Annotated in this window: 16 protein-coding genes, 8 tRNA genes, 1 rRNA gene and 1 pseudogene; 3 read left to right on the forward strand and 23 right to left on the reverse strand. The window is 50.2% G+C overall.

Translation table 11 applies throughout. The annotated features are described in order from the left end of the window. Positions 1–40 precede the first annotated feature (40 nt). The 3 genes from BLP91_RS10355 to BLP91_RS10365 are packed head-to-tail and all read right to left on the reverse strand — an operon-like array spanning position 41 to position 2,922. Entirely contained in the window at positions 41–766 is a 726-nt protein-coding gene (locus BLP91_RS10355; RefSeq protein WP_091570541.1) for a LutC/YkgG family protein, read from the reverse strand. Next, positions 744–2,192: a LutB/LldF family L-lactate oxidation iron-sulfur protein gene (locus tag BLP91_RS10360; protein WP_091570544.1), complete on the reverse strand. Its 1,449-nt coding sequence runs from the start codon at positions 2,190–2,192 to the stop codon at positions 744–746. The genes BLP91_RS10355 and BLP91_RS10360 overlap by 23 nt, the downstream gene beginning before the upstream one ends. Positions 2,193–2,196: 4 nt before the next feature. Continuing rightward, a complete protein-coding gene (locus BLP91_RS10365) occupies positions 2,197–2,922 on the reverse strand; it encodes a (Fe-S)-binding protein (RefSeq protein ID WP_091570547.1) in 726 nt (241 codons plus the stop codon). 351 nt (positions 2,923–3,273) lie between these two features. On the opposite strand from BLP91_RS10365, the gene BLP91_RS10375 reads away from it, so the two are divergent. Next, on the forward strand, positions 3,274–3,684 hold the full coding sequence (locus BLP91_RS10375; RefSeq protein ID WP_091570552.1) for a hypothetical protein: 411 nt from the start codon (positions 3,274–3,276) through the stop codon (positions 3,682–3,684). A gap of 48 nt (positions 3,685–3,732) precedes the next feature. On the opposite strand, the gene BLP91_RS10380 is transcribed toward BLP91_RS10375, so the two are convergent. Together BLP91_RS10380 and BLP91_RS10385 are read right to left on the reverse strand one after the other, a co-directional pair. Beyond that, complete coding sequence (locus tag BLP91_RS10380; protein WP_091570554.1) at positions 3,733–4,950, reverse strand: ABC transporter permease; 1,218 nt, start codon at positions 4,948–4,950, stop codon at positions 3,733–3,735. Then, complete coding sequence (locus BLP91_RS10385) at positions 4,943–5,875, reverse strand: ABC transporter ATP-binding protein (RefSeq protein WP_091570557.1); 933 nt, start codon at positions 5,873–5,875, stop codon at positions 4,943–4,945. The genes BLP91_RS10380 and BLP91_RS10385 overlap by 8 nt, the downstream gene beginning before the upstream one ends. A gap of 263 nt (positions 5,876–6,138) precedes the next feature. On the opposite strand from BLP91_RS10385, the gene BLP91_RS10390 reads away from it, so the two are divergent. Both BLP91_RS10390 and BLP91_RS10395 read left to right on the forward strand, forming a co-directional pair. Next, the gene (locus BLP91_RS10390; RefSeq protein WP_091570559.1) at positions 6,139–7,368 is read left to right on the forward strand and encodes a Bcr/CflA family efflux MFS transporter; all 1,230 of its coding nucleotides are present in this window, start codon (positions 6,139–6,141) and stop codon (positions 7,366–7,368) included. 142 nt (positions 7,369–7,510) lie between these two features. Then, entirely contained in the window at positions 7,511–9,499 is a 1,989-nt protein-coding gene (locus tag BLP91_RS10395) for an acetoacetate--CoA ligase (protein ID WP_091570562.1), read from the forward strand. A gap of 69 nt (positions 9,500–9,568) precedes the next feature. Here BLP91_RS10395 and BLP91_RS10400 read toward each other — a convergent pair whose 3' ends face one another. The 18 genes and pseudogenes from BLP91_RS10400 to BLP91_RS10480 all read right to left on the reverse strand — a co-directional run. After that, entirely contained in the window at positions 9,569–10,183 is a 615-nt protein-coding gene (locus tag BLP91_RS10400) for a TetR/AcrR family transcriptional regulator (protein WP_091570564.1), read from the reverse strand. A gap of 131 nt (positions 10,184–10,314) precedes the next feature. Then, positions 10,315–11,475, reverse strand: a complete 1,161-nt coding sequence (locus BLP91_RS10405; protein WP_091570566.1) for an acyltransferase family protein — start codon at positions 11,473–11,475, stop codon at positions 10,315–10,317. Between the two features lie 349 nt (positions 11,476–11,824). Continuing rightward, a pseudogene (locus BLP91_RS17550) lies at positions 11,825–11,953 on the reverse strand (TnsA endonuclease N-terminal domain-containing protein); the annotation flags it as partial. Positions 11,954–12,043: 90 nt separating this feature from the next. Then, positions 12,044–13,870 carry a glutamine--fructose-6-phosphate transaminase (isomerizing) gene (gene glmS / locus BLP91_RS10415; RefSeq protein WP_091570568.1) on the reverse strand — a complete coding sequence of 609 codons (1,827 nt, stop codon included), beginning with the start codon at positions 13,868–13,870 and terminating at the stop codon, positions 12,044–12,046. A 200-nt stretch (positions 13,871–14,070) separates the two neighbouring features. Further along, complete coding sequence (locus tag BLP91_RS16770; RefSeq protein ID WP_176757939.1) at positions 14,071–14,232, reverse strand: hypothetical protein; 162 nt, start codon at positions 14,230–14,232, stop codon at positions 14,071–14,073. Between the two features lie 131 nt (positions 14,233–14,363). After that, on the reverse strand, positions 14,364–15,719 hold the full coding sequence (gene glmM, locus BLP91_RS10420; protein ID WP_091570571.1) for a phosphoglucosamine mutase: 1,356 nt from the start codon (positions 15,717–15,719) through the stop codon (positions 14,364–14,366). A gap of 27 nt (positions 15,720–15,746) precedes the next feature. Beyond that, positions 15,747–16,955, reverse strand: coding sequence for a CdaR family protein (locus tag BLP91_RS10425; protein WP_091570574.1), 1,209 nt, complete (start codon positions 16,953–16,955; stop codon positions 15,747–15,749). Beyond that, positions 16,948–17,757, reverse strand: a complete 810-nt coding sequence (gene cdaA, locus BLP91_RS10430; RefSeq protein ID WP_091570576.1) for a diadenylate cyclase CdaA — start codon at positions 17,755–17,757, stop codon at positions 16,948–16,950. The genes BLP91_RS10425 and cdaA overlap by 8 nt, the downstream gene beginning before the upstream one ends. Before the next feature lie 325 nt (positions 17,758–18,082). Then, entirely contained in the window at positions 18,083–18,985 is a 903-nt protein-coding gene (rocF, locus tag BLP91_RS10435; protein WP_091570579.1) for an arginase, read from the reverse strand. 303 nt (positions 18,986–19,288) lie between these two features. Continuing rightward, positions 19,289–19,363: transfer RNA gene (locus tag BLP91_RS10440), tRNA-Gly, on the reverse strand. Positions 19,364–19,372: 9 nt separating this feature from the next. Beyond that, a tRNA-Lys gene (locus BLP91_RS10445) sits at positions 19,373–19,448 on the reverse strand. Positions 19,449–19,453: 5 nt separating this feature from the next. Beyond that, positions 19,454–19,528, reverse strand: a tRNA-Gln gene (locus BLP91_RS10450). 4 nt (positions 19,529–19,532) lie between these two features. Then, positions 19,533–19,617, reverse strand: a tRNA-Tyr gene (locus tag BLP91_RS10455). Positions 19,618–19,637: 20 nt separating this feature from the next. Beyond that, a tRNA-Val gene (locus BLP91_RS10460) sits at positions 19,638–19,713 on the reverse strand. 37 nt (positions 19,714–19,750) lie between these two features. Further along, positions 19,751–19,826 (reverse strand) — tRNA-Glu (locus BLP91_RS10465). Positions 19,827–19,829: 3 nt separating this feature from the next. Next, positions 19,830–19,905, reverse strand: a tRNA-Thr gene (locus tag BLP91_RS10470). Between the two features lie 3 nt (positions 19,906–19,908). Beyond that, positions 19,909–19,983, reverse strand: a tRNA-Asn gene (locus tag BLP91_RS10475). A gap of 172 nt (positions 19,984–20,155) precedes the next feature. Beyond that, a 23S ribosomal RNA gene (locus BLP91_RS10480) occupies positions 20,156–20,459 on the reverse strand; the annotation flags it as partial.

The following is a 20,459-nucleotide window of genomic DNA, read 5'->3' on the forward strand; positions in this document are numbered from 1 at the left end:
AACATAAGTGAACATGGCGACCTGACGGGTTTCTTTTTGTTTACCGATCAGTTACGATGATGTAAGTGACCCGGACCGGCCCGTGGACGCCGACAACGAGGCTCATCTCGATGTCGGCGCTATTACTCGGCCCGGAGATAAAGTTGACACATGAGGCGACCGAATCCCCGTTTTCGATTCGTCGGTGAATCTCCTGTGCCGCCTGGGTCATCCGGGGAACCAGGGTGCTTTTGGGAATAATGGCGATATAGTTTTCAGGCAGGAGGCTGACTGATCGCCCTTTTCCCTTGTCACTCAACAAGACGACGGTTCCGGATTCGGCAAGGGTGATGTCGCTGAAGGTGATGCCGACATCCGCCTTTTCCGCCAGCCGGATATTCTCCTCCCGGCTTCGCTGTTCATCCCATCGTTGAACCTCTGCTCCATGCTGGGAGAGATTCTTATTTAGATATGATAATATACCAAATGATTCAAATCTAGGGTCATTCCATGTCATAATTTTCTTCCCGCGGTAACGAAGAATCACATCAGATACCATCTTCGGCAATAATTCACCGGTTGTCTCTTCCACATCTGTATGAATGGCTTCGCATTGTTTTTTAAACTGATCGAGCAGTTGCTCCGAAGTGTAATCCTTAAATACATTCCACTGCGGACGTTGGCTCCACTCCGGCCGCTTCACTCCATCCGTTCTCCTGTTTCGCCCCAGTCGATCGGCGATGCGATGGAGAAAGGCGTCCCGATTATGAATCGTGCCCTTGCCCATGCTCTCCGCCTCCTTTCTTCCGTTTCCGATACCAATCCCGGAACCGCTCTTTTTCCGGAGCCGGAAAATCCCGGCTGCGGGTCCACGCTTTCAAGGGGCCGGGGCCCTCTGTCACATACCCTTCTTTGGTGAAAGGGGACATAGCGAGCGGTGCAACCTTCGAACCAACCTTATATAAGGAGGGGTTGCTGGCCGCTGCTTCAAAGCCTTTCATAGCGATCCGTTCCAAGGCTTCCGTCCGCTTCTCCTCTTCGACGATTTTTTGCCGGTGTTTGATCAACAGCTCATGCAGAGGAATTTTCACCGGACAAGCTTCGGTACAGGCTGCACAGAGAGAAGAGGCGTAGGGAAGCTCTTTGTTGTTTTCGTAACCGTCCAACAACGGGGTGAGGACCGCACCAATCGGTCCCGGATAGATGGAGCCATAAGCGTGGCCGCCGATATGGCTGTACACGGGACAGACGTTGATACAGGCGGCACACCGGATACAATGGAGCGCTTCCTCAAACTCCGTCCCAAGAATGTTGGAGCGGCCATTGTCGACGATCACCAGGTGAAACTCGTCAGGGCCGTCCACTTCCCCTTCCCCCTTCGGTCCGGTCAATCCGGTTACATAGCTGGTCAGTTTTTGGCCGACAGCACTGCGACACAACAGACTGACCATCACATCCAGTTCCTCCCACGTAGGGACGATTCGTTCCATCCCCATCACCGCGATCTGCGTTTTCGGCAGGGAGGAGACCAGCCGGGCATTTCCTTCGTTAGTCACCAGGCTGATCGAGCCAGATTCGGCGACGGCGAAATTACAGCCGGTCACCCCGATATCCGCCGACAAAAATTCCCGTCTGAGCTGTTCCCTCGCAAATCTCGTGATCTCTTCCGGCCGCTCGCTCTTTTGATACCCTTTCTTCTCCCGAAACACATCGCGGATCTGGGATTTGTTTTTGTGGAGCGCCGGAGCAACGATATGTGACGGCGGATCCTGGTCATCAACCTGAAGAATGTACTCGCCCAAGTCCGATTCGATCACTTGGCAGCCATCATCCTCCAGCATTTCATTCATGCCAATCTCCTCGGTAACCATCGATTTAGATTTGATCACCTTTTTGGCCTGTTTTTCTTGGACCACCTGGCGGATATATTGATTCGCCTCTGCTGCTGTTTCCGCAAAAAAGACATAACCGCCCCGGTTGGCCACCTTTTCGCTCAATTGCTGCAGGTAAAAATCGAGGTTCTCCAGCGTATGTTGACGGATCTCTTTCCCCAGGGTACGCCATTTTTCCCAATCCCCCAGCTCTTTTGCCGCATTCAGCCTCCCGGTCCGCAACCGATCCTGAGCACCGGTGACCGCACCGCGCATAAAGGAATCTTGAAGCCCCTTTTCCACCCGCCGATCAAATGCTTTATCACCAATTCGGATTCCCATGAGCTCACCCCTCCTGTTTGTGGTTTAACACTTGGGCAATATGCATCACTTTGACCGGCTTTCCCTGCCGCTTGAGGCGCCCGCCGATATTCATCAAGCAACCGGCATCGGCACCGATCAACACTTCGGCATCGGTCTCCTCGATATGGTTCACCTTGGCATCCACCATCTCTCTGGATATGGAATCCATTTTAACGGAGAAGGTCCCGCCAAAACCACAGCAATCGTAGCAGTGGGAAAGAGGCGTCAGCTGGAGTCCTTCCACTTGGTTCAACAGCTTCAACGGCTCCTCGCGTGCACCTAAGAGCCGCGTCATGTGGCAGGAGGTGTGGTAGGTGGCCCGGGCATGAAACACCGCCCCCACATCCTCCTTCTCCAACACATGGACAATAAATTGGGTCAGTTCGTATGTTTTCTCCCCCAGGGCCCTAGCCCGCTCCTGCCAAGCGGGATCATCGACAAACAGCTTGGCGTACTCCTTCAACATGGTGGCGCAAGATCCCGAGGGGACAACAACATAATCCGCACCTTCAAAGGTTTCTACCATATGCTTGGCAACCTCTTTTGACTCCTTGTGATACCCGCTGTTAAAGGCTGGCTGGCCGCAGCAAGTCTGGGCTGCGGGAAAATCCACCTCACAGCCGAGCCCTTCCAGCAATTCCACCGTATCCTTTCCCACCTCGGGATAAAACAGATCGGCGAGGCAGGTGACAAACAGGGAGACTTTCATCGGAAAACTCCTTTCCAGGTTAAGCTGAGCGGGACTGCTTTTTCTTAAATACGGTCACGAGCGAGGCGACCCACCATCCAATCATAGCAACCGGAAGCAGCGCGACGAGATAAATTGCGAAGCCGTTTAGCACCACAAATCCCAACACACCTGCGACCCCCACATAGTAGAAGGTTGGGATCAACATTTTCCGGATCAAATCCCCTTCCTTGCCGATTAAACCGGTGGCAACTTTGGAAAAACTGTAGGAGAATCTCCCCTGCTGAAAACTGAAGTATACAATCGAGGAAGTTGTCCAAGGGTATAAATGGGTGATGGCCCAAAAACCCTTGATGAAAGGAGTACAAGACCGTGAGCAAAGAGAAAAAAGAACAAAAAAACAGCCCGGCCATGACGAAGCGGGAAACAGCGCAAAGCACTGCCCCCGAGGCAAGCCAGATGCAAAATCCTGCTAGCAGTCAAAGAGAAGTTCAAAAAGCGACTGCGGACAATGAGGCTCAAACCACCGCTGAAAACAAAGCTGCAAACAGAACAGCAGCCGGCAACAGACAGCAGCAGCCAGCTGCAATCGCTCAACAAAACGCCTCCCCCAGCGCAAGGAGGAACGCGGCCCGAACCGATCAAGTTCCATACGCCGCCCCAGATGCCAACCTGCAAGGTGCCACTCCTGACGTCGGCAAACTGATTGCCACCTCGGGAATTCAGCAACAGCAAAAAGATGAATGGATTTCCCAACTCACCTCCTACGGGTCAAAAAAATAAGTGATCCCTAACGAAAACCCCCGGTCCCGGCCGGGGTTTTTTTATGTCTTACGTCCGGATCCATCTCCAAATCTCTTTCGGGGTCGCATTTTTTCCATACATCAGAATACCTGTTTTAAAAATCTTGCCTGCCAGCTTCATGAAAATATAGATACTAACCGACAACACAGCGAGCGCTATGAAAATTTCGATCCAAGGCCACTCTTCCAGTATCGATAAGCGTAACAACAAAACGCCTGGCGATGTAAAGGGGATAAAGGTACCGATTTGCGCGATCAGACCGCTCGGATCACGGATGACCGGACTGATAAAGATAAACGGCAGAAAGGGCAGCATCATCACCATCCCCTGAAAATTGTTCGTCGAAGTGATGTCTGCCATGGACGCACCAACCCCCACATATAAAGCGGAAAACAGGAGATAACCCAATACGGCGATCAACACGTACAAAAGAATTTCAGGAACGAGCAAATATTCAAGAATGGGGATATCCAATTTCCAGTTGGCCATGGGGACAGCGAATCCAAGAATAGTCACCGCTTGCAGGATACCTAAGACAAAATAACCGAGAATTTTCCCCTGCATCAACTCGCCGGGAGTTACAGAAGATAAAATGATTTCGGCAATTTTATCTTTCTTTTCCTGGGAAGCGCTTTGGAAGATATACATTCCCGAAAAGACGATAGACAGGAGGAGAATACCGGCAAAACCGCCGGGAAGAGCTCGTTTCAACGGATCTCCCCCCATCGCCGTTCCCTCTTCCTCTGCAGCTGTCGACTCTTTAAAGTGGACTTTTTGAGACATAGCCGCCTGTTCCTCAGCCGACAGACCCAGCTGTTCCATTTTCATCGTTTGAATGGGGAACTCCAACACGTGAATCTGCTGCATAAAAGCAGGTTCCATTTCTTCACTGGTGTAAACCGGGATCAAACCCTCCTCCAACGCTCGGTCATCCAAAAATATATAGGCGGTACGCTCCTCGGATTTCAGCTTGGTTTCCACCTCGGCTTCCCTGATATCTGTCTCCTTCATTTTCCAATTCAGCTGGTGCTGATCGACGGTTTTCCGGATGTGATCGAAGATACCCAGTTTATCATGGACATAGACGACCGTCGGATCCTCTCTATGATCGGAGTCGTCGAATACATTTCCCAAAAGCATAAATCCAAACAAGATGGCTGGAGTGATAAATAACCCGATAAGAAAGGATCGATTTTTTAAATTGCGCTTGATTTCCCACCGGGCCACCTTTAACAGATTACGCATAAGTGACCCCCTCTTCTTGATCCAAGTGCTGCTCCCTTGTGGCGATATCGATAAAGATTTCATGCAATGAAATGCGGTCCACTGACATTTCATCGATATCCACATGCTCCGGGAATTGCCTCAACCATCGGGAGATATGAACATGCTTGGAAAGATACAAAATAAAAGTGTTATCGTCCTTTTCATCCACGCGTTGGACGTCTGGCAATTCCTTCAATTGATGGATCTCATTTTTGCCACGAATGGTACATTTGAAATTGGCATAACGGCGTTTCACATCATCCATCGAACCGTCGATCACTTTTTGCCCGCGATGAATGAGAAAAAGACGATCACAGATTTCCTCCACTAGATTCATCTGGTGCGATGATAACAGGATGCCGGTTCCGTCTGCTGCCAGTTGCCGTATTTCATCTTTAAATAATTCCTGACTGACCGGATCAAGACCGGAGAAGGGTTCATCCAAGATCAAAAGCTCCGGCTCATGGAGAATCGCCGCTATAAATTGCACTTTTTGTCCCATTCCTTTGGACAGCTCTTCAACGGACACATTTTCCATCCCGACGAGGTCGAATTTTCGTAAGTAGTCAAGCGCACGGCTTTTGGCTTTTTTTCGCGGAACATCTTTTAAGTCAGCTAGATAAAGCAGAATGTCCATCACTTTTACATTTTTGTACAGACCGCGCTCTTCAGGCAAATATCCGATTTTATGTCGAGGGATGTTCCGATCATTTAAAAAGGAAACCGACCCCTCATCGGGAACCATTATCCCCATGATGTTGCGGATTGTCGTCGATTTTCCAGCTCCGTTAGGACCCAGGATCGCCATGATTTCGTCTTTACGCACCTCAAATGATATATCGTCGATCACTTTCTTATCTTTAAACGTTTTACTCAGATGACTGACACGCAATATGGGCTCCATTGCCGGCCTCCTTTTGCAAAAATCGATCACTTCGTTTCAATCTATTCCCCTGACGCGGTCTTATGTAGCGATTTTTCAATTGGACCCTATCACGCCCCTAAACTCATTTCCTCCATTTTCGTTCTCTGCTTACAAAGTATATCAAAAGAAACAAATCTATCAGGCTATTTTTTCAGAAAGATGATTTATGAAAACAAGACTTTATTTGTGATAGGATAAAGGTATTTATGAAAATGAAGCAGAGCAGAGGGGGGGGTGATCGCATGCTTCATAATCCAACAGGGAAAAAACGACTGGGATTAGCCTTTCTGCTCGGTATGCTCGCCTTCTTAGGGCCACTCAATATCGATATGTATTTGCCGAGCTTTCCCGATATCGCCCAAGATTTAAAGGCTCCCGCCTCCCTTGTCCAGCTTAGTTTGACCACTTGTTTGATCGGTCTTGCCATCGGTCAGGTGGTGATCGGGCCGATCAGTGATGCCCAAGGCAGGAGGAAACCCTTAATCCTGTCCATTCTCTTATTCGCTTTGGCATCCCTTCTCTGTGCACTGGCTCCCAATATCACCACCTTGGTGATCGCCCGTTTTATGCAAGGTTTCACCGCGTCAGCAGGGATTGTCCTGTCCCGGGCAGTGGTGCGTGATGTGTTTAGCGGCAGAGAGCTCACCAAATTTTTTGCTCTCCTCATGGTGATCAATGCCATCGCTCCAGTCGCTGCACCGATGACAGGCGGAGCGATTTTGCTCTTACCCTTTGCCAGCTGGCACACGATCTTTCTCTTTTTAGGTTTACTGGGGCTGTTCATGGTATGGATTGTCGTTCTGCGCTTGGAGGAAACCTTGCCCCCGAGCAAGCGAGTACCGAGCTCCGTAGGGCATTCTCTTCGTACCATGGGCCGTTTGATAAGGGACCGAACCTTTATCGGCTACGCTTTGGTCGTCGGTCTCATCCACGGGGGAAGTTTTGCCTATGTATCGGGCACCCCCTTCGTCTACCAGGGAATCTACGGGGTATCGCCTCAGACCTTCAGTATCTTGTTCGGTATCAACGGCTTGGCCATCATCACCGGGAGCTTTATCATCGGACGCTTGGGGGGGATCGTCCATGAACGAAACTTGCTCCGGATCGCGGTCATCATCGCCGTGACGGCCACTAGCTTCCTTCTGATCATGACGGTGATCGAAGGACCCTTGGCAACACTGGTGATTCCGATCTTCATCTATATGACCTCCATGGGGATGATCCTGACCAGCTCTTTTACCCTCGCCATGGAACACCAATCCCATCGCGCCGGTAGCGCTAGTTCCATCCTGGGGATGCTCCCCTTAACCATCGGCTCCATCGTTTCGCCCCTGGTCGGCTTAAATGAGGAAAGTGCCGTCCCCATGGGTGCCATCCTGTTTATCACCGCTTTACTGGGAGCGATCGCCTTCTTTACTCTGACCGGAAAAAAACAAAAGACGAATCAAAGCATGTGTACAGCGGAGGGCTGATGCCCTCCTTTTTTGTTACCATAAGACGCTCCATCATCATTCGGATGCACTTCACGTATTGAAAACGCTTACTGATTTCCCATACAATAAAATCAGACCGTTTAAAGGGCTCAGAAAGAAAAATGGAAAGGGAAGTTTGACTATGACCCAAACTCTGAAAGAAGGCACCCTGCTTTGGAAACCGCCATCGGCGTTTCAACAACAGACGAGTATCACCAAGTACATGAATTGGTTGAAGGACAGGAAGCAATTAGAGTTTCGGGACTACAGGGAATTGTGGGAATGGTCCGTCAGGGGAATCGAGGACTTTTGGGAATCGGTGTGGGAATATTACGATATCCAGTCCACCACACCCTATCACTCTGTTCTTTCCGACCGCAACATGCCCGGTGCCAAGTGGTTTGATGGGGCTAAACTAAACTATGCCGAGCATGTCTTTCGCCATGTGGGACTAAATGAACCAGCCATCATCGCGGAGTCTGAACTGCGTCCCCAGGAGACCCTCACCTGGCAAACGCTATATGAGCAGGTGGCCGCTTTTGCAGCAGCCTTGAAAGAAACGGGAGTAAAAAGCGGCGATCGCGTCGTCGCTTATATGCCCAACATTCCTGAGACCACCATCGCTTTTCTCGCCTGTGCCAGCATCGGGGCCACATGGTCCAGCTGCTCTCCCGACTTCGGGAGTCCGACCGTGATCGACCGTTTCAAGCAGATTGAACCCAGCGTCCTAGTGGCTGTTGACGGCTACCGCTACGGGGGCAAAGATTTTGACCGATTAGACACAGTGAAAGAGATACAGGACGCCATACCCACCCTGGAGAAGACGGTATTACTGCCTTATCTCAACTCTGATCCAAACCTCTCCACCTTAAGAAATGCCACGCGGTGGGATGATTTTGTCAGTGGACACGAGAAGGCCCCACTGGTTTTTGAGCACGTACCTTTTGACCATCCGCTATGGGTCTTGTTCTCCTCGGGAACCACCGGTTTACCAAAACCGATCGTTCAGGGGCAAGGCGGTATCTTATTGGAGCATCTAAAACTGAATGGACTTCAATCGGATTTAAAACCAGGGGAACGGTTCTTCTGGTTTACAACGACCGGTTGGATGATGTGGAATGTGTTAGTAGGCGGATTGCTCACCGGATCCACCATTCTCCTATACGACGGCAATCCGGGATACCCAAATTTGGAGAGACTTTGGAAATTTGCACAGGATACTAAAATGACCGTATTTGGAACCAGCGCCAGTTACCTGCTCTCCTGCAGGAACAACGGCCTCCGGCCGAAGGAAAAATACAATCTGGAACATCTAAAGTCGATTGGATCCACGGGATCCCCGCTACCACCGGAAGGATTTGATTGGGTTTATCAACATGTAAAAAAAGATATGTGGCTTGTCTCCACAAGCGGAGGCACCGATCTATGCACCGCATTTGTGACTGGATCCCCTCTCCTTCCTGTCCATGCCGGGGAAATTCAATGCCGTGCCCTGGGAGCCGATGTGCAGGCTTATGATGAACAAGGCCGCTCTCTCACCAATGAAGTAGGCGAACTGATCATCACCAAACCGATGCCGTCGATGCCGATCTTCTTCTGGAACGACGAAAACAACGAACGTTATTACAACAGCTACTTCCATATGTACCCGGGCGTGTGGCGACACGGGGATTGGATCAAAATCACGGAACGAGGAAGTTGCCAAATCTACGGCCGATCCGACTCCACGATCAACCGCGGCGGAATCCGAATGGGTACCAGTGAAATATACAGCGCTGTCGAGAGCATTGAGGAGATTGACGATAGTCTTGTCATCGATCTCAGCAATGAAAAAGGTCGAGACCTGATGCCTCTGTTTGTGGTGCTAAAGGAAGGGGTCACGCTGGATGATTCCCTCAAGAAACGAATCAAACAACGCATTCGTGAAAACTGTTCCCCCCGTCATGTGCCCAGCGTCATTTATGAGATCGCAGAGGTTCCGCGAACGCTTAACGGCAAGAAGCTGGAAGTGCCGATTAAAAAAATCTTGATGGGCATTCCCGTGGACCAAGCAGCCAACAAAGGTGCGTTGGCCAATCCAGAATCCCTCAGCTTCTTTTCTCAATTGGCGGAAAGACAACCCTTTTCCTGATATCTGTACCTATCAAAAAATCCAGAGGCCATTCCTCTGGTTTTTTCTCATATGAACTCGTATCGGAATTCATCCAGATCCCTCCGAAATTTCTGGGCCACAGAGTGTTTCTAAATGATAATGGATTACTTCCTTCACCTTTTTCGGAGAGTAGACATCAGGTCTTAAAAGAGCATGAATTGACAATCCTTCAATCAATACGGATAACCTACTCTTTTCTAATTCTACATTGATTGAATCCGATAAAAACCCTTGAAGAACTAATATCTCGATCATTGAATTCGCTAATTCATACGTACCGTTAGTCATTTCATCTTTTTTTTCTTCTAATGTATCACTTATAAGTGAACGAAGTGCAAAGATCCACCAAACACTCGTTTCAATTTTCTTTTCTTCGTCAATTGGCACAAGTTCTAATAAAATTTCCTCAACCGCCTGTAATGGATTTTTTGACCAATTTTTCCTTTGAGATCGTTTTTTCCCTTCTTCTACGTAATAATCCATGATAAATAATAACATTTCATCCTTAGATGAAAAATAATGTCTTAACGCTCCAGCAGACATCCCTGCCTCAACTGCAACTCTTCGTATCGATGCTTTCTCAATCCCCTCTTCCTTAATAATTTTCCAAGCCGCATGAGCAATAGACTTCCGCTTTTGCTCATGATTCACTATTTTCGGCATAACGAACTACTTCCTTTTTTGTAATTATTGTTTTTAGCACAGTTTATTGTAAGAACGCCTAGATACCCGCAGACAAAGGCGTGACGCCACACTGACTACTGCCAGTTTTTATCGCTTAACATCACCTCCTACTAAAGAATCTTTGATATAAAGGGAATCCTTCGAAGTAGATAGCCCAGTGAGAAGCAAAGCGGTATCGTTATCAGCACCGTGGCTGGAAACATGAATGATGTTGGAACGTGAATGACCTTCAATGCAGCAATGACAATAGCGATAATCGGTATATGGATGATGTAAATTACGTAAGAATGGGTTGACAAGAAGTACCATCCTCTTCCTTGACGAAAAATTCTTTTGCGAAAGAATATGATCAATCCAAGGATGATTCCAACACAGAATAGTGATTCCCACAGAGAGTAGAGCAACGATGTCCAGTTCCAACCGCCGGAAAACCGTAATCCATCTAACCCAAATATGATGACGAATGGTAGAAGAAGAAGCGATGCCCCAATTGCGATTCCGAACCCTGCCTTACCCATAGAGTCAGGGATTGTTCGAAACCAATTATGTTGGTATGCAACGATGCCAATAATGAATAGTCCGATATATTGTGGGAGTTCATAACCGCTTGCAGTAAAAAGTCCAACGACTGATTTAACCTCGGGAGATCCTCCAGGTAAACCGAGAGCTGGTATCCACAGTCTTATAATGAAATACGCTGCTGCTAACATCATGACAAAGATGGTAAGCATCGTATAGGTAGGCGGGATACTCTTACGAACTTCTGATAGCCTATTTTTCCTCATAAACTTCACCCAGACTGCGTATAAACAGATGAACACGAGAAGCAGCTCGACGTACCACATAGGCCCATAGGTTAAATGAGAAATATAGGTATGCCATGTAAATGGCTCATGGTTAAGCATATAGGCCTCAATTGATTGAACTTGGCTAAGGACGAGAACATAAAAGATAAAAGGGACAAAGAATCGGATGAATCTATCTTTCATAAAACGGGCTGCCCCATTACGTTCAAAAGATGAAGGAACAAAATATCCAGAAATAAGAAAGAATGCTCCCATGAAAAAAGACTGATTAAAAGCAAGAAATAGAAGACCCACACCAAACTCAAAAGACCCAGGTGTTAAAACCTCATTAAGAATAGAGAAATAAACCAAATGATGCAGTACTACCAACATGGTAAGTGCCGCCCTTAGGTTATCGATATAGAATAACCGGCCTTCCTTTTGGGGAGTCGAGCTGCCCACAAAGTTTGTTTTTACCGAACTCATAATCTTTATGTCCCCCTTCCAAATCTAAACGGAGCATCCACAAAACTATACCAGCCTGTTTCTATCAGCACATCAAATTCGTACGTGATATGATTTCCTTGAATCACTGTGGACAAATTGAAACCACCCAAAATGGCAGGACGGTGTTATGAAACGATTGCTTTTTGGAAGAAGAGACCTAAGCATCTCCTCTCTATTTTATTATTTAGCACATTGTGTTAAATAAAAGCAAGAGGTGATTTATGTATCTGTAACTTAGTTTTCCCCTCCCCCAATCCCCCGGAAAGTTCAGAAATATAAAAGTAAAAGTAATTTCGTTTTCAAGTATGATAAAAACTATTCCTTTTTATCTCGTTGACCGACCTAAAGAAGAAACGTCTTGAACTTTTAACCATAGCTGGGTAGTCAGCCCCACTCCCGATTCCACGGCCTTCTTTAATCCATTTAGGACTTTAGATGTTCTTTTTCTTTTCGACATAAACCCCCCTTTAGATCATCATATCCAAAGGGGGGAAAACGGTACGACTTTATTTTAAACTTACAGAGTCATGGTTCTACAGATTCACCTTTACTCCACTGTGACGCTTTTGGCTAGGTTGCGCGGTTTGTCGACGTTGAGGCCGCGGGCGGTAGAAGTGTAGTAGGCCAACAGCTGCAGGGGAACAACGGAAAGAATCGGTGTAAACAAGGGCCGGGTATCCGGGATGGTGATCACTTCGTCGACGGATTTGCCCAGTTCCGTATCCCCTTCCAGACCCAGTCCGAGGACGTAGGCGCCTCGGGCTTTCACTTCGATGATGTTGGAGACCATCTTTTCATAAACCGCCTTTTGCGTGGCCAGAGCGATCACCGGGATGCCTTCCTCGATCAGAGCGAGGGTGCCGTGCTTCAGCTCCCCGGCGGCGTAAGCGTCAGAATGAATATAAGAGATTTCCTTCAGTTTGAGAGAACCCTCCATCACCACAGCATGGTCAAGGCCGCGGCCGATGAAGAACAGGTCTTCGTGCTGGGCAATCTCCCCGGCAACGCGTTGGATGGCCACCGGATCCTGCAGAAGTTTCTCAACCTGTTCTGGCAATTGGACCAGAGCCTGTGTCGCATCCGACAACTCCGTTTCGCTGCAAGTGCCCAAGATGCGGGCGAGATAAAGGCCCAACAGGTAAATCGCGATCAGCTGGGTGGTGTAAGCCTTGGTGGAGGCCACGGCAATCTCCGGACCAGCCCAGGTCATCAACACTTCGTCTGCTTCTCGGGCGACAGAGCTTCCGACGACGTTGGTGATCCCCACCACTTTGGCACCGGTCTGCTGCGCCTCCCGCAAGGCGGCCAGAGTGTCGGCCGTCTCCCCGGACTGGCTAACCACCACCACCAGGGTAGAGGGAGTGATGATCGGATCCCGGTAGCGGTATTCGGAGGCGACATCCACCTCCACCGGGATGCCCGTCAGTTTCTCCACAACGGATTTGCCGATTAAGCCGGCATGATAAGCCGTACCGCAAGCGACAAAATGAATCTTGTCAAAGCGTTTCAATTCTGCTTCCGTGAAGGAGAGATCCTGGGACAGGTCGACGAGGCCATCTTTGACGCGGCCGGCCAGAGTGTCCCGAATAGCCTTGGGCTGTTCGTGGATCTCCTTCAACATGAAGTGCTCATAACCGCCTTTTTCCGCCGTTGCTGCATCCCAAGTGACGTGTAGGATGTCGCGCTCAACCGGCTCTCCATCGGTGGTGGTCAGCTCCACTCCATGCCGGTCGAGGACGGCCATTTCACCATCGTTCAGCACGTAGACATCCCGGGTGTGTTCCAGGATCGCCGGGATATCGGAAGCGATAAAGTTTTCTCCGTCGCCGAGACCGACGATGAGGGGGCTGGCCAAACGGACAGCCACCAGCTTATCCGGTTCCCGTACACTGGCGATAGCCAGGGCGTACGCTCCATCCATCCGCCCGACTGCCTTGCGGACAGTGGAGACGAGATCCCCATCGTACAGATCGGCCAAAAGATGGGCGATCACTTCCGAATCAGTCTCCGACTGAAAGGTGTACCCCTTTTCCTGGAGCTCTTCCTTCAGTTCCAGGTAGTTTTCGATGATCCCATTGTGGGCTACAGCAAACTGCTGTTCTCGGTCCAGATGCGGATGGGAGTTTTCATCAGAAGGCTTTCCGTGTGTAGCCCAGCGAGTGTGGCCGATCCCCATTTCACCAGAAAGGGAGTGCTCTTTCAACCGATCTTCTAGCGCTGACAAGGGACCTTCCCTTTTTTCCACGTCCAGCCTGCCTTCTTTATATACAGCCAGCCCCGCCGAATCATACCCGCGGTACTCCAGCTTGCAAAGGCCTTCTAGCAAAATGTTTTGGGCTTGTTTTGACCCGATATAACCTACGATTCCACACATTGGTTTCACCAACCCCCTCAAAAATGGAACGGGGGCGCTGCCTCTTTTGGAGGGCAACCGCCCCCCTTCTCTGTTTTTCAAGATGTGTCACAAGCAGCTACTGTGAACCCACCGCCCGTACGTCGGGCCATAACCTTCTCCGACCACTGGTTTATTCTCTTTTCCAGTGGTGCACCGTACCGAAACCTTTGTCAAACGGGTCACCCCGTTCTTTTGTGTTCCGGTCCCACGGCTCCGGTGCCGAGCCGGGAGGTATCCGCCGATCCGTCGATTCCCCTCCACCTCGTCAACTGCAGCTTGATCCCGCTGCAGTCCTGGCGCTTTACAACAAGTCTAGTAATCCCTTGCTTGAGTCTGTCCACTCATCACATCCTTTCCTTCGCAACTACTTTCATGCTATGCAACCCACTCCGTTTTGTAAAGTAAAGAAATGATAAAGCCGACCGATAACCCGGTCGGCTATTGAAACCTCGGTCACAGCAGGAAAGGGGGGTTAGGAAAGTTCCTCCTTCACCACATCGGCAATCTGCTGAACATAAGATTGCAACTGCTCCTTGTCAGGCCCTTCCGCCATCACGCGAATCAGCGGTTCGGTGCCGGATGGACGAACCAAGACCCGACCGTCATCGCCCAGAGCCTCTTCCACCTCTTCAATTTTGCGGCGAATCGCCTCGTTCTGCTCCCACTGATCCTTCTCCTTTACTTGGACATTGATCAGGACTTGGGGGTATGGGGTCATCATTTGGGCCAACTGATTCAAGGTGGTCGCTTTCTCCTTCACCACGCGCAACAGTTGCAAAGCAGTCAACATGCCATCTCCGGTCGTGTTGTGATCGAGAAAAATGATGTGGCCTGACTGTTCTCCACCCAGATTATACCCGCCTCGACGCATCTCTTCCATCACGTAGCGATCGCCCACTTTGGTCTTTTCCGTACGAATTCCCAGGGAGTCCAAGGCTTTGTACAGTCCGATGTTGCTCATCACCGTCGTGATGATGGTATCCTCCTTGAGCTCACCGGTCTCCTTCATAAAGCTCCCACAAATGCAGAGGATATGATCGCCATCCACAATGTTCCCCTCTTCGTCCACAGCGATCAGCCGATCGGCATCCCCATCAAAGGCCAAGCCCAGGTGAGCTTGCCGCTGTAACACTTCCCGGCGCAAACTCTCCGGGTGTGTGGAGCCGCTGTCCACATTGATATTGACGCCGTCGGGATCGGCATGGATTGCAGTAACGTCGGCACCCAACTCACGAAGAAGGGTGGGGGCTAGTTTGGAGGCAGCACCATTGGCACAATCGACCACGATATCCATTCCGCAGAGGTCTGTCTGGATAGTAGAACGAAGGTGCTGAAGATACTGATCGGTGGCATCGATACGATCCTCCAATCGGCCAATCCCATCCCCTTCCGGCCGGGGCAGGCGATCCTCCGTTTCGTCAAGGAGGGCTTCAATCTCCTCTTCCAAGACATCGCTCAACTTAAACCCGTCCCCGCCGAAAAACTTGATACCATTATCAGGATATGGGTTGTGGGAGGCGGAAATCATGACCCCGGCGCTGGCCCCCAGTTCCCGGGTCAGAAAAGCCACTCCTGGTGTGGAGATCACTCCGAGCCGGGCTACGTCGGCGCCGATGGACAGCAATCCCGCAATCAAAGCCGATTCCAGCAATTGACCGGAAAGCCGGGTATCACGGCCCAGCAGCACCAAAGGTCTTGTTTTTTCTTCTGTTGCCATCTGCTTCGTCAGTACGTATGCCCCGGCCCGACCCAGGCGGTAAGCCAGTTCAGGAGTCAACTCCCGGTTGGCCACTCCCCTGACGCCGTCCGTGCCGAAATATTTACCCATGTTTCTCCTCCTTCAAACATCCGCCGGTCATGGTTGTTTACTGATCTCTACAGTCACTTTTGGGTGCGGATCATCAGCCAGACGAATATAGTCGGGCAATTCGACCTGCACTGGAAGCTGATGCTGACCTGGAGAAAGGTCTGCCACTTCCACCGACAAGTTTACATCCTTTTCATCGGTGTTATCTAGACGGGCCGGTGCTCCAAAGAGAGTCGCATCCAGACGATCTGGACCTTTGATTTCCACGTCATAACCCTCTTCTTGACCCCGGATGTCGATCGGAATATCTTCCACTCTTTTTTCCGTTCCTTTGACAATCTCCGCCTGAACTGTCACCTTTTTAGGATCCACTTCAGTCGCCTCACCGGAAACAGAGACCGGCAGTTCCCATGTTCGGTCTTTTTTAAAGTCGGAAAGGTCCACACGGGGACCCGGATAATTTTTCAGTCCTTTGAGGTAAGAATTCGGACCAAATACCGTCACCCGATTCGGTTTGATGCTGAGATCGGCTACGGCATAACCATCAGCCGGAAGCTCAATCTCCTCCAGGCTGAGAGGGACGCTTTTGCCGTTGTTGATCAACGGCACTTCTACATGGACCGATGCCGGCTCCACATCCAGCCCTTGAATTCGTCCTTCTTCCCCGTATACATCTAACGAGACCGATTGGGAGATCGTTTCCGTTTTTCCCTCAACATTGACGAAGGCTTTCACTTCCTTCACCCGGTCCAGATCTTCTTTGGAGCCTCGGACTTGAACCTTAGCCGGATCCACAACAGGCTTTCCCGTCTTAAAATCGTCGGCCGGTTTTCCGATCACCTCCACTTCCACAGAAACCGTTTTGCTTCTTTTTTCCTCCAATACCACATCGACTGTTTGTGGATTGGGCTTCACTTCTACACCGGGAAGCCCTTTTTTATCCACCTGTATGGGAACGTCGCTGTAAGTGCCAGCCGTCTTATCATCCAAGTCGATAAAAGCTTCCAGACGGGAGGAATCCACCCGTTTCATAGAAGGAATCGGCCCCTGAGCCAGAAGGGAGATCGTTTCGGGAAGACCGCGGATCTGGAATTGATCTTCGTCATACAAAGCCTTTAGTGGCACATTGGACACAATATTGCTCGCTTCCCGCTCCTGAAACAGATTGGCTTCATCGTTAACCACAAGCCACAGGGCTAAACCCAACAAGAGAGCGATCACTTTCATCACATTTTGATTTTGAAACCATTTATCCATCGGTATCCCCCTTCCGGGTCTTCAATGTGACCTTCCCCGGGGGCTTTAATTCTTCATACAGGCGGGAAATTAACTCTTCCTCCGACAAACCCCGCTCCAGCTGTCCGTAGATGGCAAGGGAAATCTGACCGGTTTCTTCTGATACCACAATAGAGATGGCATCGGTACCTTCGCTGATCCCCATCCCTGCCCGGTGACGAGTCCCCAGCTCCTTGCTGATAAAAGGATTATCCGACAGCGGGAGGTAACATCCAGCAGCCACCAAGCGGTTCTGGCGAATGATGACAGCGCCGTCGTGCAGAGGAGCATTGGGTGTAAAGATATTGGACAAAAGCTCCGATCCCAACTGAGCGTCTATCGGAATACCTGATTCAACATAATCGGTCAAACCCGTCTTCCGCTCCACGATGATCAGCGCACCGATCCGCCGCTTGGCTAAATAGGACGCAGATTTGACGATTTCACCTACAGCTTTGGTGATCATCTGCTCATCTTCCCCTGCGGTACGGTTAAAAAAGCGACCGCGACCCAGCTGCTCCAGGGCCCGACGCAATTCTGGTTGGAAGATAATGATCACCACGATGATCCCCCAGGAGAAAAGCGTTTCCGTCAGCCACTGCAGGGTCGACAACTCAAAAACGCTTGCCAGTATCCAGACCACTAAGACGACGGATATCCCTTTCAGCAGCTGTACTGCCCGCGTTCCCTTTACCAGCATCAGCACTTTATAAATAATGTAGCTGACAATCAGAATATCGACAATGTCATTTACGTATTGGGTAATGCCATCCAATAAACGCATCGGCGCCCTCCACAGTCCCATCCTTTGAATAGTATGTAACCGTCCGGAACCAGGAAATCCTCTTCTTCTTTCCATTATGCGACAAGTAAATAAAAAAAGAAATGCCCCTGGACCATCCCAGGAGCTGCATTATAAAATAAATACCCTTACCCTGTTTTTGTGGATCCGCCAACCTGTCGAATCCTTTCCTCACCCTTTATAGAGATCCAATTACCCCAGACCCCAAGAAAGGCAGGCCACTTTGTAAAGAGACAGGCCAAAAAAGCATAACTGAGGGGGTGAGCAGAAACAGACCTTGATCGTCAAAGAGCTCGATGGAGCTTCCTTATAACACTTTTTCTCCAAAAACGGAGCCTATCAGAGCCACTGCCGCCTTCGCTGTTCGATTTCCATGATCCAATATGGGGTTTACTTCTACAAATTCTGCCGAGGTGAGGACACCGGTTTCTGCCAAAATCTCCATCGCCAGGTGGCTTTCCCGATATGTGATCCCTCCGGCCACCGGCGTACCCACTCCCGGAGCATCCACCGGATCGAGAGAATCCAAATCTAAACTGAGGTGGACCCCATCGGTGCCATCGGTTACGATTTGAAGCGCTTCTTCCATCACCGGCCCCATGCCCATCCGATCGATATCGTGCATGGTAAACACGTGAATGCCCTGCTCCCGGATCAACGTCCGTTCCCCTTCATCCAGCTGGCGCGCTCCGATGATTACCACATCTTCCGGCCTCAACTTGGGAGAAACACCGCCGATATTTACCAGATCGGGATGGCCCCATCCGAGACTGATCGCCAAGGGCATCCCGTGAATGTTACCGGAGGGGCTAGTTTTAGAGGTGTTCAGATCCCCGTGAGCGTCAAACCAGATGACCCCCATCCGTTTGTGATGCCGCGCCACACCGGCTATGGATCCGATGGCGATACTGTGATCACCACCGAGAATCAGGGGAAAGCAACCGCTTTGCACCACCTGATCCGTCGTCTCTGCCAATTCCCGGCTGACGGCCGTGATTTCACGCATATATTTTAGTTTGTTCTCACCAGCATCCATCGATTCCGGAGTAGGGACAACTAAGTTGCCCAAATCCTTCACCCTGTAACCAAGTCCCGCCAGCTTTTCCTTCACCGATGCGTAGCGGATGGCACTAGGCCCCATGTCGACGCCACGCCGGTCCGCCCCTAAGTCCATCGGCACACCGACCATAGCGATCTCGTTGTTTCTCATCAATCCACTCCCTCTGATCTAATGATTTCCTCTCGATTTTATCACAATCACCTGAATCTTTCTCTTTGAAACGCAGTTTCTATCGCTTCTATACATACTTTTGCGAAAAAGAGAGTATACGTGCATAAAAATGAATATAAATCTGAATACCCCAATTATCTATAACGTCCACTTTAGGCCGCTGTCAGGTAATCCTTGGGTTCAACCAGGTGAAAAAAATCTTGGATTGTGGCTACGAATGCTTATACAAATCGGCTTTGTGAGCATATTAAAAACCGCCTGCAAATCACAGGCGGTTGATGATGGAGCGGAAGACGGGATTCGAACCCGCGACCCCCGCCTTGGCAAGGCGGTGCTCTACCACTGAGCCACTTCCGCATCGTATAATGGTGACCCATCCAGGATTCGAACCTGGGACACCCTGATTAAAAGTCAGGTGCTCTGCCGACTGAGCTAATGGGTCATATTTGGCTGGGGCGGTAGGGATCGAACCTACGCATCACGGAGTCAAAGTCCGTTGCCTTACCACTTGGCTACGCCCCATCAATGGTGGAGGGAGTAGGATTCGAACCTACGAAGGCAGAGCCGGCAGATTTACAGTCTGCTGCGTTTGGCCACTTCGCTATCCCTCCACGACCCTTGTTCAGGGTTTTGGTGGACGGTGCAGGGCTCGAACCTGCGACCCCCTGCTTGTAAGGCAGGTGCTCTCCCGACTGAGCTAACCGTCCTAAGCGACCTGCCGAAAGTGATGGTCGGCGGTCTATGTGGTGACCCGTAGGGGATTCGAACCCCTGAATGCCAGCGTGAAAGGCTGGTGTGTTAACCGCTTCACCAACGGGCCTTGTGGAGCTCCCAACCAGACTCGAACTGGTGACCTCTTCCTTACCATGGAAGCGCTCTACCAACTGAGCTATGGGAGCAGGTGGCTCCTCAGGCAGGACTCGAACCTGCAACCTACCGGTTAACAGCCGGGCGCTCTACCATTGAGCTACTGAGGATCAAAGGAACAGAATCAATTTCTGACGGACAATGATTATTATATAACGTTTTTCTCGTAATATCAAGTGAAAGTTTTTCCTGTCGGCGAAAAAAGTTTAAGCGCCAAAAGGGGCAACCATGCACCCTGAAAACCGGATGCGGAATGAGAACCTGCCACCAGTCGAAGCGACTCAGGAGAAGTCCTCGACCGATTCGTATCCGTCAGCTGAACGTGTTGCCACGCTTACACCTCGGACCGATCTACCTTGTCATCTACAAGGGGTCTTACCTGGTCTAGCCAGTGGGAAATCTCATCTTGAGGGGGGCTTCGCGCTTAGATGCTTTCAGCGCTTATCCCGTCCGCACTTAGCTACCCAGCTATGCACCTGGCGGCACAACTGGTACACCAGCGGTGCGTCCGTCCCGGTCCTCTCGTACTAAGGACGGCTCCTCTCAAATTTCCTGCGCCCGTGACGGATAGGGACCGAACTGTCTC

It is taken from the genome of Melghirimyces thermohalophilus (assembly GCF_900102685.1).
Taxonomy (GTDB): Bacteria; Bacillota; Bacilli; order Thermoactinomycetales; family DSM-45169; genus Melghirimyces; species Melghirimyces thermohalophilus.